The organism is Acidovorax sp. GW823-FHT05D11 (assembly GCF_058795695.1).
This window is the reverse complement of record NZ_CM179502.1, coordinates 4,528,889-4,545,552: the sequence shown is the minus strand read 5'-3', so window position 1 is coordinate 4,545,552 and position 16,664 is coordinate 4,528,889. Positions and strand designations below refer to the sequence as shown.

The 16,664-nt window shown below is 62.3% G+C and carries 16 protein-coding genes; 15 read left to right on the top strand and 1 reads right to left on the bottom strand.

Annotation, left to right across the window (positions count from 1 at the left end):
* Positions 1–65 precede the first annotated feature (65 nt).
* The 12 genes from AC3RCE_RS20900 to AC3RCE_RS20845 all read left to right on the top strand — a co-directional run bounded on the left by AC3RCE_RS20900 (position 66) and on the right by AC3RCE_RS20845 (position 13,214).
* Positions 66–2,504 (top strand): protein kinase domain-containing protein, encoded by a 2,439-nt coding sequence (locus AC3RCE_RS20900; RefSeq protein WP_492253846.1) that lies wholly within the window; start codon positions 66–68, stop codon positions 2,502–2,504.
* A gap of 45 nt (positions 2,505–2,549) precedes the next feature.
* Complete coding sequence (gene rodA, locus AC3RCE_RS20895) at positions 2,550–3,722, top strand: rod shape-determining protein RodA (RefSeq protein ID WP_218296076.1); 1,173 nt, start codon at positions 2,550–2,552, stop codon at positions 3,720–3,722.
* A gap of 144 nt (positions 3,723–3,866) precedes the next feature.
* Positions 3,867–4,205 carry a YegP family protein gene (locus tag AC3RCE_RS20890; protein ID WP_218296075.1) on the top strand — a complete coding sequence of 113 codons (339 nt, stop codon included), beginning with the start codon at positions 3,867–3,869 and terminating at the stop codon, positions 4,203–4,205.
* An 83-nt stretch (positions 4,206–4,288) separates the two neighbouring features.
* Positions 4,289–5,773: a metalloprotease TldD gene (tldD, locus tag AC3RCE_RS20885; RefSeq protein WP_218296074.1), complete on the top strand. Its 1,485-nt coding sequence runs from the start codon at positions 4,289–4,291 to the stop codon at positions 5,771–5,773.
* Positions 5,774–5,803: 30 nt separating this feature from the next.
* Positions 5,804–7,090, top strand: a complete 1,287-nt coding sequence (locus tag AC3RCE_RS20880) for a sialate O-acetylesterase (protein WP_492253845.1) — start codon at positions 5,804–5,806, stop codon at positions 7,088–7,090.
* Between the two features lie 78 nt (positions 7,091–7,168).
* Positions 7,169–8,998 carry a carbamoyltransferase family protein gene (locus AC3RCE_RS20875; protein ID WP_370627782.1) on the top strand — a complete coding sequence of 610 codons (1,830 nt, stop codon included), beginning with the start codon at positions 7,169–7,171 and terminating at the stop codon, positions 8,996–8,998.
* Between the two features lie 38 nt (positions 8,999–9,036).
* The gene (locus AC3RCE_RS20870) at positions 9,037–9,429 is read left to right on the top strand and encodes an SxtJ family membrane protein (protein WP_492253844.1); all 393 of its coding nucleotides are present in this window, start codon (positions 9,037–9,039) and stop codon (positions 9,427–9,429) included.
* On the top strand, positions 9,429–9,581 hold the full coding sequence (locus tag AC3RCE_RS20865) for a DUF5989 family protein (protein WP_218296070.1): 153 nt from the start codon (positions 9,429–9,431) through the stop codon (positions 9,579–9,581). The genes AC3RCE_RS20870 and AC3RCE_RS20865 overlap by 1 nt, the downstream gene beginning before the upstream one ends.
* A gap of 3 nt (positions 9,582–9,584) precedes the next feature.
* Positions 9,585–10,733, top strand: coding sequence for an SGNH/GDSL hydrolase family protein (locus AC3RCE_RS20860; RefSeq protein ID WP_492253843.1), 1,149 nt, complete (start codon positions 9,585–9,587; stop codon positions 10,731–10,733).
* A 113-nt stretch (positions 10,734–10,846) separates the two neighbouring features.
* Complete coding sequence (locus AC3RCE_RS20855) at positions 10,847–11,383, top strand: hypothetical protein (protein ID WP_218339694.1); 537 nt, start codon at positions 10,847–10,849, stop codon at positions 11,381–11,383.
* A 281-nt stretch (positions 11,384–11,664) separates the two neighbouring features.
* Positions 11,665–12,786 carry a 3-deoxy-7-phosphoheptulonate synthase gene (locus AC3RCE_RS20850; RefSeq protein ID WP_218296067.1) on the top strand — a complete coding sequence of 374 codons (1,122 nt, stop codon included), beginning with the start codon at positions 11,665–11,667 and terminating at the stop codon, positions 12,784–12,786.
* 116 nt (positions 12,787–12,902) lie between these two features.
* Entirely contained in the window at positions 12,903–13,214 is a 312-nt protein-coding gene (locus AC3RCE_RS20845) for a hypothetical protein (RefSeq protein WP_218296066.1), read from the top strand.
* A gap of 50 nt (positions 13,215–13,264) precedes the next feature.
* Here the strand turns inward: AC3RCE_RS20845 and mpl are convergent, their stop codons facing one another.
* Positions 13,265–14,689 (bottom strand): UDP-N-acetylmuramate:L-alanyl-gamma-D-glutamyl-meso-diaminopimelate ligase, encoded by a 1,425-nt coding sequence (gene mpl / locus AC3RCE_RS20840; RefSeq protein ID WP_492253842.1) that lies wholly within the window; start codon positions 14,687–14,689, stop codon positions 13,265–13,267.
* Between the two features lie 181 nt (positions 14,690–14,870).
* Between mpl and AC3RCE_RS20835 the strand changes: the two genes are divergently transcribed.
* The 3 genes from AC3RCE_RS20835 to accB all read left to right on the top strand — a co-directional run bounded on the left by AC3RCE_RS20835 (position 14,871) and on the right by accB (position 16,657).
* Positions 14,871–15,470 (top strand): hypothetical protein, encoded by a 600-nt coding sequence (locus AC3RCE_RS20835; RefSeq protein ID WP_218296064.1) that lies wholly within the window; start codon positions 14,871–14,873, stop codon positions 15,468–15,470.
* Positions 15,467–16,051, top strand: a complete 585-nt coding sequence (locus AC3RCE_RS20830; protein WP_492253841.1) for a TlpA family protein disulfide reductase — start codon at positions 15,467–15,469, stop codon at positions 16,049–16,051. Before AC3RCE_RS20835 ends, AC3RCE_RS20830 begins: the two co-directional genes overlap by 4 nt.
* A gap of 150 nt (positions 16,052–16,201) precedes the next feature.
* Positions 16,202–16,657 (top strand): acetyl-CoA carboxylase biotin carboxyl carrier protein, encoded by a 456-nt coding sequence (gene accB / locus AC3RCE_RS20825; RefSeq protein ID WP_218296062.1) that lies wholly within the window; start codon positions 16,202–16,204, stop codon positions 16,655–16,657.
* Positions 16,658–16,664: the final 7 nt, after the last annotated feature.

Below are 16,664 nucleotides of genomic sequence, written 5' to 3'. Positions count from 1 at the left end.
TGGCCCAGACATAAGATGCGTGGCATGGGCGCCACACGGTGGAGCCCGCAGCCTTGATCCCCACCATGACTGATTTTGCCCCGCTTTCCACCGCCAAACGCTGGGCCCTGGGATCCGCCGAGAAGCCGCCCGCTTCATTGGGGAGGTTCGAGCTGAAAAGGCTTCTGGGCCGGGGCGCCCAGGCCACGGTGTGGCTGGCGCTGGACCCGCGCCTGCAGCGCGAGGTGGCCATCAAGCTCATGCGCCCCGTGCAGGACCAGGACCCGTCGGTGCTCGAACACTGGCTGCGCGAGGCCCGGCACGTGGGGCGCCTCGCGCACCCCTTCATCGTGCCGGTGTTCGAGGCGGACGTGCAGGGCCGCCAGCCCTACATCGTCTTCGAGTACGTGCCGGGCAGGACACTGGCCGAACACCTGGCGCAGCAGGGGCGCTGCACGCCCCACGATGCCGTGGCCCTGATGGTGGACGTGCTCGACGGCCTGCAGGCTGCGCACCAGGCGGGCATCGTGCACCGCGACCTCAAGCCGTCCAACATCATGATCGACGCCCAGCGCCACGCCCGGGTCATGGACTTCGGCATGGCGGCGCCCATGCAGGCCGCGCCGGATGCCCAGGTGGCCAGCGGCACCCCGGCCTACCTGGCGCCCGAGGCCGCGGCGGGCGCGGCGCCCGCGCCCGCCATGGATGTGTATTCCGCGGCGCTGGTGCTGGTGGAGATGCTCACCGGCCATCCGCTGGTCCACCAGAAGGACACCTGGCAGGCGCTGTACCACATCGCCAATGAAGCCCTGCAGTTGCCGCAGGACCTGGGCCCGGGCGTGGACGACGGGCTGCGGGCCATCCTGCAGCGCGCCATGGCCCGCGAGCCGGGCGGGCGCTACGCCTCGGCGGCGGAGTTTCGCGATGCCCTGCGCGCCTGGGCCGCGCCCGCGAGCGCGCCCACGGCGGCCAGCAACGCCACGCTCGACTTCCTGCTGCGGCGCATGCGCCACAAGAGCGATTTCCCGGCGCTCTCCGATTCGGTGGCGCGCATCCAGCGCGTCGCCAACTCCGAGGACGACAGCATCAGCGACCTCACGCACGAGATCCTGAAGGATGTGGCGCTCACCAACAAGCTGCTGCGCCTGGTCAACAGCGTGCACTACGCCCATGCGGGGCGCGGCACGATCAGCACCGTGTCGCGGGCGGTGAGCCTGGTGGGTTTCAACGCCGTGCGCAACATGGCGCTCAGCCTGGTGCTGCTGGACCACATGCAGGACAAGGCCCATGCGAGCCAGATGCGCGAGGAGTTCCTGCGCGCCATGATGGCCGGCTCGGTGGCGGCCGAACTGTGCGCATCGGCCCAGGCGGCCGAGGAGGCTTTCATCGGGGCCATGTTCCAGAACCTGGGGCGCATGCTGTGCGAGTTCTATTTTCCGGAAGAGGCGCGGCAGGTGCGCAGCCTGCTGGCGTCGGGCCGCGTGGAAGGCGGCGAAGAAGCCGCGGCGCTGCAGGTGCTGGGCCTGGGGTTCGAGGACCTGGGCGTGGGCGTGGCCCGCGTCTGGGGGCTGCCCGAGAGCCTGCAGCGCTGCATGCGAAAGCCCCTGGGCTCGCCGATGCAGCGCGCCCCGGAACAGGGGGTGGAGCGCCTGCGGTGGGTGGCCATGGCGGCCAACGAGGTGGCCAGCACGCTGCTGCTGAGCGAGCCGGCCGCGCTGGAAGGGCGCCTTGGCCAGATCGGCACGCGCTATTCGCGCACGCTGGCGTTGTCCGCCGACGCGATCTCCGATGCCACCCTGCGTGCCCGCCACAAGCTGGTGGCGCTGGCCGAGGCGCTGGACCTGCGCGTGGAACCGGGCACGCCCGCCGCGCGGCTGCTGAAGCTGCCGCCCCCGACGGGCGCCGCCATGCCGCAGGACGACCCTCTGGGCTCGCACGAGCTGCGGGCCAGCGAAACCCAGCCGCTGCCCGCGGTGCTCGAGTCCCAGGCCGGCGGCGCGGTGTCGGTGGCGCAGGTCAACGAGGTGCTGGCCGCGGGCATCCAGGATGTCACCAACGCCATGGTCGAGAGCTTTCAGCTCAACGACGTGCTGCGCATGATCCTGGAGACCATGTTTCGCGCGCTGGGGTTCCGGCGCATGGTGTTTTGCCTGCGCGAGGCGCGCACCGACCTGCTGACCGGCCGCTTCGGCCTGGGCGAAGGCAGCGAGGCCGCCGTGCGTGCCATGAAAGTGCCGCTCAAGGCCCAGGGAGACCTGTTCGCCGCCGTCTGCCTGCGCGGCGCCGACACGCTCATCAACGACGCGACCGAGCCCAGGATGCAGTCCCGCCTGCCCGAGTGGTACCGCACGGGGCTCAACGCACCCTCGTTCCTGCTGCTTCCGCTGCAGATCAAGGGCCAGACCTTCGCGCTCATCTACGCCGACCAGTCCATGGCCGGGGGCATCGTCGTGGACGACAAGGCCCTCGGGCTGCTGCGCACCCTGCGCAACCAGGCGGTGATGGCCTTTCGCCAGGCGGGGTGAACGCCGCCTGGTGCGGGCGGGCCCCGGGGCCACGATAATCCCGCGATGGCCGTTGTTTTTGAGAAACCCACGCTCGCCCAGCGTTTTCTTCCCCTGTTTCGCGGGTTCGACCTGCCGCTGCTCCTGGTGGTGGTGCTGCTGGCATGCGCCGGGCTGCTGGCCATGTATTCGTCGGGCTACGACCACGGCACGCGCTTCATGGACCATGGGCGCAACATGCTCATCGCGGGGGCGATCCTGTTCATGGTGGCCCAGGTGCCGCCGCAGAAGATCATGGTGTTCGCCGTGCCGCTGTATGCGGCGGGCGTGGCGCTGCTCGTGGCGGTGGCGCTGTTCGGCATCACCAAAAAAGGCGCGCAGCGCTGGGTCAACGTCGGTATCGTCATCCAGCCCAGCGAAATCCTGAAAATTGCCATGCCGCTGATGCTCGCGTGGTGGTTCCAGAAGCGGGAAGGGACCCTGCGCCCGCTCGACTTTGCCGCCGCGGGGCTGCTGCTGGCCCTGCCGGTGGGGCTGATCATGAAGCAGCCCGACCTGGGCACCTCGCTGCTGGTGCTGGCGGCGGGGCTGTCGGTGATCTTCTTCGCGGGCCTGTCCTGGAAACTGGTGCTTCCGCCGGTGCTGCTGGGGGGCATTGGCGTGCTGGCGCTGGTGCTCCTGGGCGACCAGCTGTGCGCGGACGGCGTGCGCTGGTCGGTGCTGCATGACTATCAGCAGCAGCGCATCTGCACCCTGCTGGACCCGACGCGCGATCCGCTGGGCAAGGGATTCCACATCATCCAGGGCATGATCGCCATCGGCTCCGGGGGCATGTGGGGCAAGGGCTTCATGGCGGGCACGCAGACGCACCTGGAGTTCATCCCGGAGCGCACCACCGACTTCATCTTTGCCGCGTTTTCCGAGGAATTCGGCCTGGCGGGCAACCTTTTTCTGCTGGTCTGCTTCCTGATGCTGGTCTGGCGCGGGCTGTCCATCGCCGCGGGGGCCACGAGCCTGTTCGGGCGCCTCATGGCCGGGGCGGTCTCCATGATCTTCTTCACCTACGCCTTCGTGAACATGGGCATGGTCAGCGGAATACTGCCCGTGGTGGGCGTGCCACTGCCCTTCATCAGCTATGGCGGCACCGCCATGGTCACGCTGGGCCTGGCACTGGGCATCCTGATGTCGGTCGCCCGCGCCCAGAAGCAGGAACCCAAGGACGCGCGTCCCGCGCTGTAGCGCCCCGTGCCGGGGCGGCGTGGCCCCGGATGAATCTTGGCAAGGCCCAGGGTCTCTGCCCGGGCGTTGCGTGGGCCGCCGCAAGAGGGTACAAACCGGCAGGCCAACTGTGCCTTGGCCTCAGAGCAACCGAAGGGATTCCCCATGGCGGCGAAGTTCGAGCTGAAGAAGTCGAAGAACGATAAATTTGTCTTCAACCTGCTGGCCACCAACGGCCAGGTGATCCTGACCAGCGAGCTGTACGAATCCCGGGCCAGCGCGCTGGGCGGGATCGAGGCCGTGCGCAAGAACGCGCCCGAGGGCGGCCGGTTCGGACGCCTGAGCGCCAAGGACGGATCCCCTTACTTCACGCTCAAGGCGGGCAATGGCCAGGTCATCGGGCAAAGCCAGATGTACTCCGGCGCCAAGGCGCGGGATGCGGGCATCGAATCCGTGCAGGCGCACGCCCCGCAGGCCGGCCTGGACGATCAGACGGCAGCCTGAGCATCGGGGTGGCCGCGTGATGCGGCATAGGGACATACCGCCTCGTGCCCTGCCGGGCATGGCCGCGCGCCTAAAATGCCCCGATGACTTCCCGCTCCACCACTGCCGCGCCCCAGCGCGCGGCCACCAGCCAGCGCATCGACGTCGCTCGCGAACTGCTGCTGACCCCCTTCGGGCTCGATGAGAGCCATCTCGCACGGGCATTGGCCGAGATCCGCACCCACCAGGTGGACGATGCGGACCTGTACTTCCAGTACACGCGCAGCGAGGGCTGGAGCCTGGAAGAGGGCATCGTCAAGACGGGCTCCTTCAGCATCGACCAGGGGGTGGGGGTGCGGGCGGTCAGCGGGGAAAAGACGGCGTTTGCCTACTCGGACGACATCTCGCAGGCTTCCTTGATGGATGCGGCCCGCACGGTACGATCCATTTCGTCTGCAGCGCAGGCGGGGAAAGCGCGGGTAGCTACTAAAAAGATAGCTGCTGGCCGCAGCCTGTACCCCGGCGTGGACCCGATCGCCTCCCTGGACAGCACCGCCAAGGTGGCGCTGCTCGAGAAGCTGGAACAGCGCGCGCGCGCGAAGGACCCGCGCGTGGCGCAGGTGATGGCGGGCCTGGCCAGCGAATACGACGTGGTGCTGGTGGCCCGGGCCGACGGTACGCTGGCGGCCGATGTGCGCCCCCTGGTGCGCCTGTCGGTGACGGTGATCGCCGAGCAGAACGGCCGCCGCGAGATGGGGTCCGCTGGCGGCGGAGGCCGCTTCGGCCTGGCCTACTTCGACGACGAGCAGATGGGCCGCTACGTGGACGAAGCGGTCCATGCCGCGCTGGTGAACCTGGAGTCCCGCCCCGCGCCTGCTGGCGAGATGACCGTGGTGCTGGGCCCTGGCTGGCCCGGCATCCTGCTGCACGAGGCCATCGGCCATGGGCTGGAAGGCGACTTCAACCGCAAGGGCTCCAGCGCATTCAGCGGGCGGATCGGCCAGCGCGTGGCGGCCAAGGGCGTCACGGTGCTGGACGACGGCACCATCGCCGACCGCCGCGGCTCGCTCAACGTGGACGACGAAGGCCACGCCAGCCAGCGCAACGTGCTCATCGAGGACGGCATCCTCAAGGGCTACATCCAGGATTCCCTCAACGCACGCCTGATGGGCGTGGCGCCCACCGGCAACGGACGGCGCGAGAGCTACGCCCACATCCCCATGCCGCGCATGACCAACACCTACATGCTGGGCGGCGACAAGGATCCCCAGGAGATCGTGGCCAGCATCAAGAAAGGCCTGTTCGCGAGCAACTTCGGCGGCGGCCAGGTGGACATCACTTCGGGCAAGTTCGTGTTCTCCGCCAGCGAGGCCTACTGGGTCGAGAACGGCAAGATCCTCTACCCCGTGAAGGGCGCCACCATCATCGGCAGCGGCCCCGAGTCGCTCAAGAAGGTGACCATGATCGGCAACGACATGCGCCTGGACAGCGGCGTGGGCACCTGCGGCAAGGAAGGCCAGAGCGTACCCGTGGGCGTGGGCCAGCCTACCTTGCGCATCGAGGGGCTGACGGTGGGCGGCACGGCCTGACATCCGCAGTATTCCTGGTAGCCACGGCTCATGCATGCGCAATTTAGTGGTTTGCTTGCGGTTGGAGTAGCCTTGCCTGATCGGTCAATATCGGCATCCGGCCGCGTTGCATTTTTAAAAGAAGGCATGAAACCCGGGGGGGCGAATAGTAGCAAGGCTGCTGATTTCCTGAGGCGCCTGGCTTGCCTTTTTGGGCTGCTCCTTCCCGCTATGTCTGCGCATGCTCAAACATGCATGACGCAGACTGCCAATCCGTCCGCGCCACCCAGGCAGCTATATGTCGTTGCTGGACAGTCGAATGCTGTTGGATTGGCATCTGTCAAGGACATTGATTCCAGGTATGCCCAAGAGAATACTACTTATTCCAATGTAAGTATTTATGGAATTTATGGTGCGCCTCCTGGGGTGGCAGGGAATGACGACGCTGCGCGATCCCGGGCGATCAATTGGAGTTACTTTGCCAGATGGAGAGTCGCAGGCCCAGGCTTTGGGTATAAAAATCTGGCTGGCAATTCTCAATTATTCCCATTTGGTACAAAATCCACGGACTTTTTTGGCCCGGAATTGTATCTTGCTCATTTCTTAAACAACAAGCCGCCACGCGATCATTATATTGCCAAATTGGCGATTTCAAATACATCGTTGAACTACACTGCATCTGCTGATAGCTGGATGCCCGGAGGTCGCTTGTATCATGAATTGCTGGCAGTGATTGCAGATGCTTATAATTCCAAACGGGCAAATGTGCGGCTCAGGGTGGGAGGGCTCTTTTTCATGCAAGGCGAAACTGATGCTTTAAATGAGGTATGGGCGAAAAATTATAAAAATAATCTAAAAAACTTTATTACAAGAATAAGGCGGGATGTGAGTGATATGGGATGTTCCGATGAAATGGAATTTCCTGTGATTATTGGTAGAATCCAAGACAATCCTGCCTGGACATATAGAAAATACGTGAGATCCGCTCAGATGGATGTGGCGCGGAGCTTGCCGCAAGTGGGCATTGTGGACACGGACGATTTCGCGGAGCATCTTGTGGCCGGAGGGGTTCACTTCAATGAGTATGGTCAATTTCACCTGGGTGCAAGAGCGTATCAGGCGCTTGTGGGCAGGGCTGCGACAGGAAGCCTTCAGAGTGTGGTGTGGAAAAAAGCGAAATCCAAACACGAGAACTTGACCCCCATCGCGGAAACGCTCGAGAGAGCACATTGCTGCAAGCCTGGTGATTTGATCGACAGGCAGCTTCAGAAGTACTTCCCCTGGACATACGGATATGGCGGGGCATGCCGAGGCTACGCATGTGCCCCAGCCTATTGAAAGGCCATGTGTAAAATGCGCACACTATTTATGTTTGCGGCACTTGTTCTGGTATTTTGATATAAAGGCTTGTACGTTGTGAATATATTGGGTATATCATCATACTACCATGATAGTGCCGCCGCGCTGTTGCAGTCGGGTCGGATAATTGCTGCGGCGCAAGAAGAACGGTTCACGCGGCAAAAGCATGATGCGCAGTTTCCCAGGCATGCTATTGAATATTGCCTGCAAGAAGCAGGGGTGCGCTCGCATGATCTGGATTCCATCGTATTCTACGATAAGCCCATTTTGAAATTCGAGCGCTTGCTGGATACGTATCTAAGCTATGCACCCCGTGGATTTCAATCATTTGTCACTGCGGTGCCGATATGGTTGAAAGAAAAGCTGTATTTAAAGAAAACTCTCAAGAGGGAGCTTGCCGGCCTGCTGTCGTGCAAGGAATCCGACCTGCCGCCGATCCTGTTTGCAGAGCATCATGAATCGCATGCGGCTTCTGCGTTTTATCCGAGCCCGTACAAGAAGGCTGCGGTATTGTGCCTGGATGGGGTCGGTGAGTGGGCAACGACGTCCGCCTGGCTGGGGGATGGTCCAGAATTGACTCCCTTGTGGCAGATCAATTTCCCGCATTCCCTGGGATTGCTGTATTCTGCGTTCACCTATTACCTTGGGTTCAAGGTGAATTCTGGAGAATACAAGCTGATGGGTTTGGCGCCATACGGCAAGCCAACGTATGTCGATCTGATTTTTGATAACCTGATCGATGTCAAGGAAGATGGGTCATTCCGCCTGAATCTGGAGTATTTTGATTACTGCACGGGCCTGCAGATGACCAATCGAAAATTCTCCGATTTGTTTGGTGGCCCGCCCCGTGGTGCCGAAACAGCCCCGACCCAGCGCGACATGGATATAGCTGCGTCCATACAGGTGGTGACGGAAGAGGTTGTACTGAAGTTGGCGAGGCAGCTGCAGAAAGAAACCGGCGCGGAGTACTTGTGCATGGCGGGGGGCGTGGCGCTGAATTGTGTTGCGAATGGGCGGCTGCTGCGGGAAGGCATTTTCAAGGACATTTGGATTCAGCCAGCCGCAGGGGATGCCGGCGGAGCGCTGGGTGCCGCTTATGCCGCCTTCCACAAATTCAGAAAAGAAGAACGGAAGTATTTCAACGGAGTGGATCAGATGCAGGGGTCTCTATTGGGGCCCAAGTTCGCGCAGCTGGATATTGTTGAAAAACTGGATGCTCTGGGGGCAAGCTACACGGTCTTGGATCAGACGGGCCTGTACGAGACGGTTGCAGGCTTGCTCGCAGATGAAAAGGTGGTGGGTTGGTTCCAGAACAGGATGGAATTTGGACCAAGGGCGCTGGGCGCCAGATCCATATTGGCGGACCCCCGTTCGACGGCGATGCAATCGCAACTGAATCTGAAGATAAAATTCCGCGAATCATTTCGCCCGTTTGCACCTGCCGTCAAAGAGGAAAATGTAGAAAAATATTTTGATCTTGACCGGCCCAGCCCCTACATGTTGCTTGTTGCACAGGTGAATGAAGATATTCAACGAAAACCCGATCAATCCCTGCAAGGCCTGGCGCAGCTGCATCAGGTGCGTTCGGATATTCCTGCGGTAACCCATGTGGATTATTCCGCGCGGGTCCAGACGGTGAGCAGGACTAGCAATCCAGAGTTTTACCAGCTTCTGAGCGCTTTTGAGCGCCAGACGGGGTGCTCGGTTCTGGTGAATACCTCTTTCAACGTCCGGGGCGAGCCCATCGTGTGCACGCCGGAGGACGCCTATCGCTGTTTTATGGGAACAGACATGGATTATCTCGTATTGGGCAATGTACTGCTGTCCAAGGATGCGCAGAACAATGCGTTGGTAGGTCAGCGCAAGGGTGCGCTCGCCCTGGATTGAGTATTCTTCATATGATGAAACCAGCTCTGGAAAAAAGCATGAATGAGCGCAAGCAGGAGCTGCGCAAATTCGGCTATGTCATGGGGGGCTTCGTTGCCCTGATTTTCGGCTTGCTGCTTCCCTGGTTGTGGTCGGCCAGATGGCCCCACTGGCCCTGGATCGTTGCGGGCATATTTTTCCTGGTAGCTACTGTTTTTCCTGTTGCGCTGAGCCTGGTTTATAAATACTGGATGCGCGTCGGCGACGTGCTGGGTTGGATCAACACCCGAATCATCCTGGGCATTGTTTATATTTTAGTATTTTTTCCGCTAGGTTTTTTGATGCGTCTCCTTGGCAAGGATACGCTGCAGAAGAAGTGGAATGGCGATTTGCAGACATATCGAATTAACAAGATGCCCCGAAAACCTGAACACATGGAGCGCCAATTCTGATGCTGGAACTTATCAAGGAGCTTATTTTATTTTTCCGCGAGCACAAGAGGTATGTGTTGATTCCCGTGCTGGCGGTCCTGTTGCTGCTGGGGGCTCTGCTCGTGTTCGGTCAAGGCTCGGTAATAGCTCCGTTTATTTATACTTTATTTTGAATGATGAAGAAATTTCTATATTTCTTCCTTCCTTCATTTCTGCTGTGCTCGCTGGTGGCTGTCGGATACTGGGCAGGAGGGTATGTCGCGGCGGGAAAATTCGAGCGAACCATTCGCTGGGTGGAACAAGGTGAAACCTTGGCGGGCGTGTTGTCTGCCACCAAGCTGACAGACGAGCAACGCAACAACTATCGCAATGCCTATAGCGACCCGTCTGTCGATACCGGCAAGATCAGCTGGTCGGTTCCTAATCAGCCCACGCCTTTTGTAGGGACGGCCCCGACACCGGGGCAGCACCACAATGCCCATATCAACTCCTGGCAGATGCGGAGCCAGCAGGAGCTGGTGAATCCGAAGCCCAATGGGTCCTATCGCATTTTCCTGACGGGGGGGTCAACCGCTTTTGGTTCTGGTTCTCCGAGCCAGGAACAGACTATTGGCAGTATTCTTGGTGATCTTCTCAATGCGAATGCAACGGAGAAGGACAAGGCCCGCTTCGAGGTTTTTACGTTCGCGAACCCCGCATGGTCTTCTACCCATGAGCGCATTGCCATTGAGAACTATCTTTCCGAGCTTCAACCAGATCTGGTCATCTCCCTCTCGGGAAATAACGATGTTTTCTGGGCTGATGCGGGGCGAAATGTGTTGTGGTTCAGCGCATTCGCCGATGACTACTACCGGTCTCTGGTGAACATCGCCCTGAAGGTGGCTGGAAGGCAGGAGTTGCCCGAGTTGGTCAATGCGCGTCCGGCCGCTCAGCCGGTGTCGCCGCAAATCGTAGCCCGCCGGATTGAAAAGAATGCACGCTTGGGTGCGTATGCACTGCAGGAAAGTAAAGTGGATTGGGTATTTTTCCTGCAGCCCACTCTTTCCGTGACGAAGAAGGATCTGACCCAGCGTGAAAGAGACTTCATTTCGGCTTCGAAAGATTATTACATTGACTGCTATAAGGCCATGTCTTCAAATCTCTCGAACCTGAAATTGGATAATTTCACTTTTGTGGATTTGTCCGGCATCTTCGACCGGTACTCGGCGAAGGATGACATGTTCCTGGATCAGTTTCATTTTGGAGACAAGGGCAATGCCGTGATCGCCAAAGCTATTTTTTCTGAAGTGTCCAAAAAGTTGAGTGCGGTGCGGCGGGCGCCATAGCCTCCGCCGGATCGCGTTTTCGCGGCATGGGGCAGGGCTGTTTGTTCTGAGGCCAGAGTGGTGGGCTTCTTGCGAGATTCAATCAAACGACCCGGCTCGCGCACAATACGTCCATGACTTCCACGCGTTTTGGCTCGCAGTATTCGGGCCAGTCGTTCGGTGACCTCAGCCGCTTCTTGCGGGAGGGGGTGGCTGACGAGGAGTCGCGGGAGCTGCGCGAAAGTCTCGGGCTGATGTCGCAACTCATTGACGAGGCCGTCAGGGCCCGGCGGGGAGGCGCTGACCCCCAGGCGATCCTTTCGTGTGTGGCCACGCTGGTTCGGGCGCTGCGCGAACACCAATTGCTTCTTACCGGCCTGGGATCGGCCTGGCACGCACTGTATGAGTTTGGCGCCTATCAGCGTGCGTTGCGGGAATTGCGGAACGCCATTGCAGCCTGGCAGCAGATGTTGGAGCGCCGCAGTGCCAAAGAAGGCGCCAGCTTCGATCACTTCGAACTCCTGGCCTGGCGCACGCTGGGCGAGGCGCTTTTGCTCATCGATATGTATGAACACCAAAGCGATCCCCTCAGTGATCTGCCAGACGCGCCACGGCGCAAGCCGTCCGCCTTGCAGCGCGCACGCGAATGGCTTCGCGGCTGGGGGCGGTAAACCAGAAGCTTGGCCGCGGCCATGCTGCTGGCTTGTAGTGAATTCACAACATTTCAAACTTGCTGCACTGCCGCACTCCTGTGCTACATTGGTCGCCATGCAAGTTCGCAGCGCGTTTTATTTTTGGGTTTTTATCTCGGTCCCCGGCGGATGAGAGGAAAACGCGCAAGCTGACACAACCTTCCCATACCAACCGCCGACGCTGCAAAGCCCGGCGGTTTTTTGTTTTTCCGCCCTCCCGTTTTTCCATCCACTTCAACTGACTCCACGAGGAAGCAACCATGACGGCCCCTACCACCCCCACCAGCGATGCCTGGTACCGCAGCGTCGAGAAAACCAGCCAGACCGACGACGAACGTATCAAGGACATCACCGTGTTGCCTCCTCCAGAGCACCTGATCCGCTTTTTCCCGATCCGCGGCACGCCGGTCGAGACGCTGATCACCCAGACCCGCAAGAACATCCACAACATCATGGCGGGCAAGGACGACCGCCTGCTGGTCGTCATCGGGCCGTGTTCCATCCACGATCCGGCCGCTGCCCTGGAATATGCACGCCGCCTGATGGCCGTGCGCGCGCAGTACGCCGACACCCTGGAAATCGTGATGCGCGTGTACTTCGAGAAGCCGCGCACCACGGTGGGGTGGAAGGGCCTCATCAACGATCCCTACCTCGATGAGACCTACCGCATCGACGAAGGGCTGCGCATCGCGCGGCAGTTGCTGATCGACATCAACCGACTGGGCATGCCGGCGGGCAGCGAGTTCCTGGACGTGATCTCGCCCCAGTACATCGGCGATCTCATCAGCTGGGGCGCGATCGGTGCCCGCACCACCGAGAGCCAGGTGCACCGCGAACTGGCGTCCGGCATCTCGGCGCCCATTGGCTTCAAGAACGGCACGGACGGCAACATCCGCATCGCCACCGATGCCATCCAGTCGGCCAGCCGGGGCCACCACTTCCTGTCGGTGCACAAGAACGGCCAGGTGGCCATCGTCAACACCAAGGGCAACAAGGACTGCCATGTGATCCTGCGGGGTGGCAAGGCTCCCAACTATGACGCCGCCAGCGTGGCCGCTGCCTGCAAGGACCTCGAGGCCGCCAAGCTGCCCGCGACGCTGATGGTGGACTGCAGCCATGCCAACAGCAGCAAGCAGCATGAAAAGCAGCTGGACGTGGCACGCGACATCGCGGCGCAGCTTGCCGGCGGATCGCGCAGCGTGTTCGGTCTCATGATCGAAAGCCATCTCATCGCCGGTGCCCAGAAGTTCTCGCCCGGCAAGGACCAGCCCGGCGCGCTGGAGTACGGCAAGAGCATCACGGACGCCTGCCTGGGGTGGGATGACTCGCTGGTGTCGCTCGCCGAGCTGTCCGACGCGGTCAAGGCGCGCCGCGCGCGTTGACGGCGGACCGGCCGATGGTCCGCGCCGCTGGCGGGAGGCCCTAAACTGCAAGCCTGTGGCGGCCCGCCCGATGACGCACGGGAAGCACCACGGCTTCAGAAGAAAGGCAAACCATCATGCACAGCGAAGTGTCGGTCCATCTGGCCGGAAACCAGGAATTCCGTTTCGATCTGGAGGGCGCCGAGCCCATGGGCCATGAGGCCGGAAGGCGCTGGCTCGACGACCAGTTCACCGCGCTCGATTGCGAACCCCTGCGCGCCAGCGGCAAGGTGCTGCTGGCCGACAAGGTGCTTACCGTCGCACGCGCGGCAGGGGCCTCGCTCCTGGCCGATCCGGCATGGTCACGCGACTTTGCGCGGGCCGCCAGCGCCGCCCTGGCCAAGCCGGTGGTGCGCGTGGACGTGCCGGGCATGGCCGTGTCGTTCTGACCCTTTTGAATAAAACAGGGTCCTGGCGCTTGTCATACAAGCGCAGGCAGCTATTTATTTTGTAGCGAATCCAGCAGCTTCGCATGGATTCCGCCAAATCCGCCGTTGCTCATGCACACGATGTGGTCACCCGGGCGGGCTGCCGCGGTGACTTGCTGCACCAGGGTGGCGATGTCGCCGGCAGTCTGTGCCCGCAGGCCGGGGCCCACGCCCAGGGGGGCGAGGGCTTCGGCTGCATCCCAGTCCAGCCCGGCCGTGTGGCAGAACGCGAGATCGGCGGGTTCCAGCGCCCACGGCAACTGCGCCTTCATCGCGCCCAGCTTCATGGTGTTGCTGCGGGGCTCGAATACCGCGAGGATGCGCACGCCGTGGCCCAGGCTGCGGCGCAGGCCGTCCAGGGTGGTTCTCAGGGCGGTGGGGTGGTGCGCGAAGTCGTCATACACGGCAATCCCGTGCACGGCCCCGCGCAGCTCCATGCGCCGCTTCACATTCTGGAAGGCCGCCAGTGCCGTGGCCGCCTGGTGGGGGCTGACGCCCACATGGTGCGCGGCGGCAATGGCCGCCAGCGCGTTGAGCTGGTTGTGCACGCCGGTCAGCGTCCATTCCACCCGGGCCACCTTGCGCCCCTGGTGCAGCACATCAAACGCCTGGGGATCGCCCTCGGCCGAAAAGTCGCTGACGGCCTCCCCAAAGCTGGCCACCTCGCTCCAGCAACCCGTGTGCAGGACGCGGGCGAGGCTTTCCTCGAGGCCGTTGACGACCACCCGGCCCGACGGGGGCACGGTGCGCACGAGGTGGTGGAACTGCCGCTCGATGGCTGCCAGGTTGTCAAAGATGTCCGCGTGGTCGAACTCCAGGTTGTTCAGCACGGCGGTGCGGGGCCGGTAGTGCACGAATTTGCTGCGCTTGTCGAAGAACGCGGTGTCGTATTCGTCCGCCTCGATCACGAACAGCGGCGCCGCACCGAGTGGCGAGGGCGCGGGCACCGGGCGCCGGGGTGCGCCCAGCCGGGCCGACAACCCGAAATTGAGGGGTACGCCGCCAATCAGAAAGCCCGGCTGCTGGCCCGCGCTTTCCAGGATCCAGGCCAGCATCGAGGTTGTCGTCGTCTTGCCATGGGTGCCCGCGACCGCGAGCACGTGGCGGCCTTGCAGCACCTGTTCGGCCAGCCACTGGGGGCCGCTGGTGTAGGGCAGGCCGGCGTCCAGGATGGCTTCCATCAGGGGAAACTTGGGCGATCCATCGGGCTGCCGAACCCGGCTGACCACGTTGCCGACCACAAACACATCGGGCTGCAGGTCAAGCTGGTCGGCCCCGAACCCTTCGATCAGGTCGATGCCCAGCGCGCGGAGCTGGTCGCTCATCGGCGGATAGACCCCCGCATCGCAGCCCGTCACCTTGTGGCCCGCCTCGCGTGCGAGTGCGGCGAGGCCTCCCATGAACGTGCCGCAAATGCCCAGTATGTGTATATGCATGGGCGCAGATTCTAAGGTTCAACAGAAAACGGGGCTCCAGCGCTTGGCTGGCAAGCGCAAGAAGCTATGAAAAATATAGTAAATGCGGGTGTGGCCGGAGTGGAGACTAGGGTCAACCCGTAGTCCTGGTGGGCGGTTCGGGCCACAATGCGGTTTCGTTCCTTGCCGCCTTCCCACTGCCATGCACACACCTTTGAGCGACGAAATCGCCCACACCACGGCCCGGCTGGTGGTGGAGGAAGGGCTTGAATGGGGCCCGGCCAAGCGCCGGGCGCTGCGCCAGATGGGGCTGCCCGCCCGCACCCCCCTGCCGGACAACGACCAGGTCGAGGCCGCGGTGCGGGAGTACATCCAGCTTTTCTGTGCCGACACCCAGCCGCGCGAGTTGCGGGCGCTGCGCCAGCTCGCCCTGGTGTGGATGGAGCGCATGGCGGCCTTCCGCCCCCATCTGGCAGGCGCGGTCTGGCATGGAACGGCCACGCGGTTGTCCGATATTTATCTGCAATTGTTCTGCGATGACCCGAAATCGGCAGAAATAGCCCTGATCGACCACCACGTCGACTATGAACCGCGCACGGTGACCGGTTTCCATGGCGAGTCGGTCGAAGCATTGAGCCTGGGCAGCAAATCCCCCGAACTCAATGAGATGATCGGGGTGCACCTGCTGATCTATGACCTTGACGACCTGCGCGGCGCCTTGCGCCCGGACGCGAAGGGACGTGTGCCGCGGGGCGACATGACTGCCGTACGGCGCCTGCTCCAGGAAACCCCAGCCCCATGACGACACCTTCTTCCGATCACCCTGCCTCTGCGGCCCCCGTCTCTGGCACTGCGCCCGTAGCCTCCCGCAGGCGCCTGCTCTATGCGGGCGTGGCGGGCGCCGCCGCGCTGGGCGGCGCGGGCCTGGCCTGGTGGAAATTCCAGCCCCACGCGATGGAGCAGGGGGCCGAGCAAGCGCTCTGGACCATGGAATTCGAAAAACCGGAAGGCGGCTCGGTGGCGCTCAAGTCGCTGGCCGGCAAACCCTTGTTGCTGAACTTCTGGGCGACGTGGTGCCCGCCTTGCGTGGAAGAGCTTCCCATGCTCAATGCCTTCTACCGCGAACATGGAGCGAACGGATGGCAAGTTCTTGGATTGGCCATCGACCAGCCGTCCGCCGTGCGCAAATTCCTGCAGCGCATCCCGCTGGAATTCCCTGTGGGGCTGGCCGGCCTGGGCGGCACGGACCTGGGCAGATCGCTGGGCAATCTCACGGGAGGTTTGCCGTTCACCGTGGTCCTGGGCGGCAGCGGCCGTGTCCTGCACCGTAAAATGGGGCAGATCACCCCGCAGGACCTGCAGCGCTGGGCTGCCTTGCGCTGACCCCTCGCACCGGTCGTCTGGCGGTTCCGCTGGGATATCCGGCGGTTATTGGCATGATGTAGTTCATGAAAAATACCCGTGGAAGACGGTGATAGGCCGAAATTGGAGTAAATTCGCGCCCTATTCAGTTTTATAGCCGTTGGAGCTCCCATGGATCTGCGAAAACTCAAAACCCTCATCGATCTCGTGTCCGAGTCGAACGTATCCGAACTCGAAATCACGGAGGCCGAGGGCAAAGTCCGCATCGTCAAGAGCGTGGGGGGCGTGGTTCAGCAGTATGTGCCCGCCCCGGTGCAGGCGCCTGCCGCCCCCGCACCCGCCGCCGCGCAGGTGGCCGAGCTGCCTGCGCCTTCCGCACCCGCAGCCCCTGCGGGCCACATCGTCAAGTCGCCCATGGTCGGTACGTTCTACCGCTCCTCCAGCCCCGGCGCGAAGGCTTTTGTCGAAGTGGGCAGCCAGGTCAAGGAAGGCGAGACCATCTGCATCATCGAGGCGATGAAGATCCTCAACGAGATCGAGGCCGACAAATCGGGCACGGTCACCCGCATCCTGGGCGAAAACGGCCAGGCCGTGGAATACGGACAGCCGCTGTTCGTGATCGAATAAGGCGCTC

Excerpts from the sequence above, each read along its gene's own strand:
- AC3RCE_RS20830 (WP_492253841.1), top strand. The coding sequence starts at position 15,467 with ATGACGACACCTTCTTCCGATCACCCTGCCTCTGCGGCCCCCGTCTCT.
- AC3RCE_RS20870 (WP_492253844.1), top strand. The coding sequence starts at position 9,037 with ATGAATGAGCGCAAGCAGGAGCTGCGCAAATTCGGCTATGTCATGGGG.
- rodA (WP_218296076.1), top strand. The coding sequence starts at position 2,550 with ATGGCCGTTGTTTTTGAGAAACCCACGCTCGCCCAGCGTTTTCTTCCC.
- AC3RCE_RS20865 (WP_218296070.1), top strand. The coding sequence starts at position 9,429 with ATGCTGGAACTTATCAAGGAGCTTATTTTATTTTTCCGCGAGCACAAG.
- AC3RCE_RS20900 (WP_492253846.1), top strand. The coding sequence starts at position 66 with ATGACTGATTTTGCCCCGCTTTCCACCGCCAAACGCTGGGCCCTGGGA.
- AC3RCE_RS20880 (WP_492253845.1), top strand. The coding sequence starts at position 5,804 with ATGCATGCGCAATTTAGTGGTTTGCTTGCGGTTGGAGTAGCCTTGCCT.
- AC3RCE_RS20835 (WP_218296064.1), top strand. The coding sequence starts at position 14,871 with ATGCACACACCTTTGAGCGACGAAATCGCCCACACCACGGCCCGGCTG.
- AC3RCE_RS20890 (WP_218296075.1), top strand. The coding sequence starts at position 3,867 with ATGGCGGCGAAGTTCGAGCTGAAGAAGTCGAAGAACGATAAATTTGTC.
- AC3RCE_RS20855 (WP_218339694.1), top strand. The coding sequence starts at position 10,847 with ATGACTTCCACGCGTTTTGGCTCGCAGTATTCGGGCCAGTCGTTCGGT.
- AC3RCE_RS20860 (WP_492253843.1), top strand. The coding sequence starts at position 9,585 with ATGAAGAAATTTCTATATTTCTTCCTTCCTTCATTTCTGCTGTGCTCG.
- AC3RCE_RS20845 (WP_218296066.1), top strand. The coding sequence starts at position 12,903 with ATGCACAGCGAAGTGTCGGTCCATCTGGCCGGAAACCAGGAATTCCGT.
- AC3RCE_RS20850 (WP_218296067.1), top strand. The coding sequence starts at position 11,665 with ATGACGGCCCCTACCACCCCCACCAGCGATGCCTGGTACCGCAGCGTC.
- mpl (WP_492253842.1), bottom strand. The coding sequence starts at position 14,689 with ATGCATATACACATACTGGGCATTTGCGGCACGTTCATGGGAGGCCTC.
- tldD (WP_218296074.1), top strand. The coding sequence starts at position 4,289 with ATGACTTCCCGCTCCACCACTGCCGCGCCCCAGCGCGCGGCCACCAGC.
- accB (WP_218296062.1), top strand. The coding sequence starts at position 16,202 with ATGGATCTGCGAAAACTCAAAACCCTCATCGATCTCGTGTCCGAGTCG.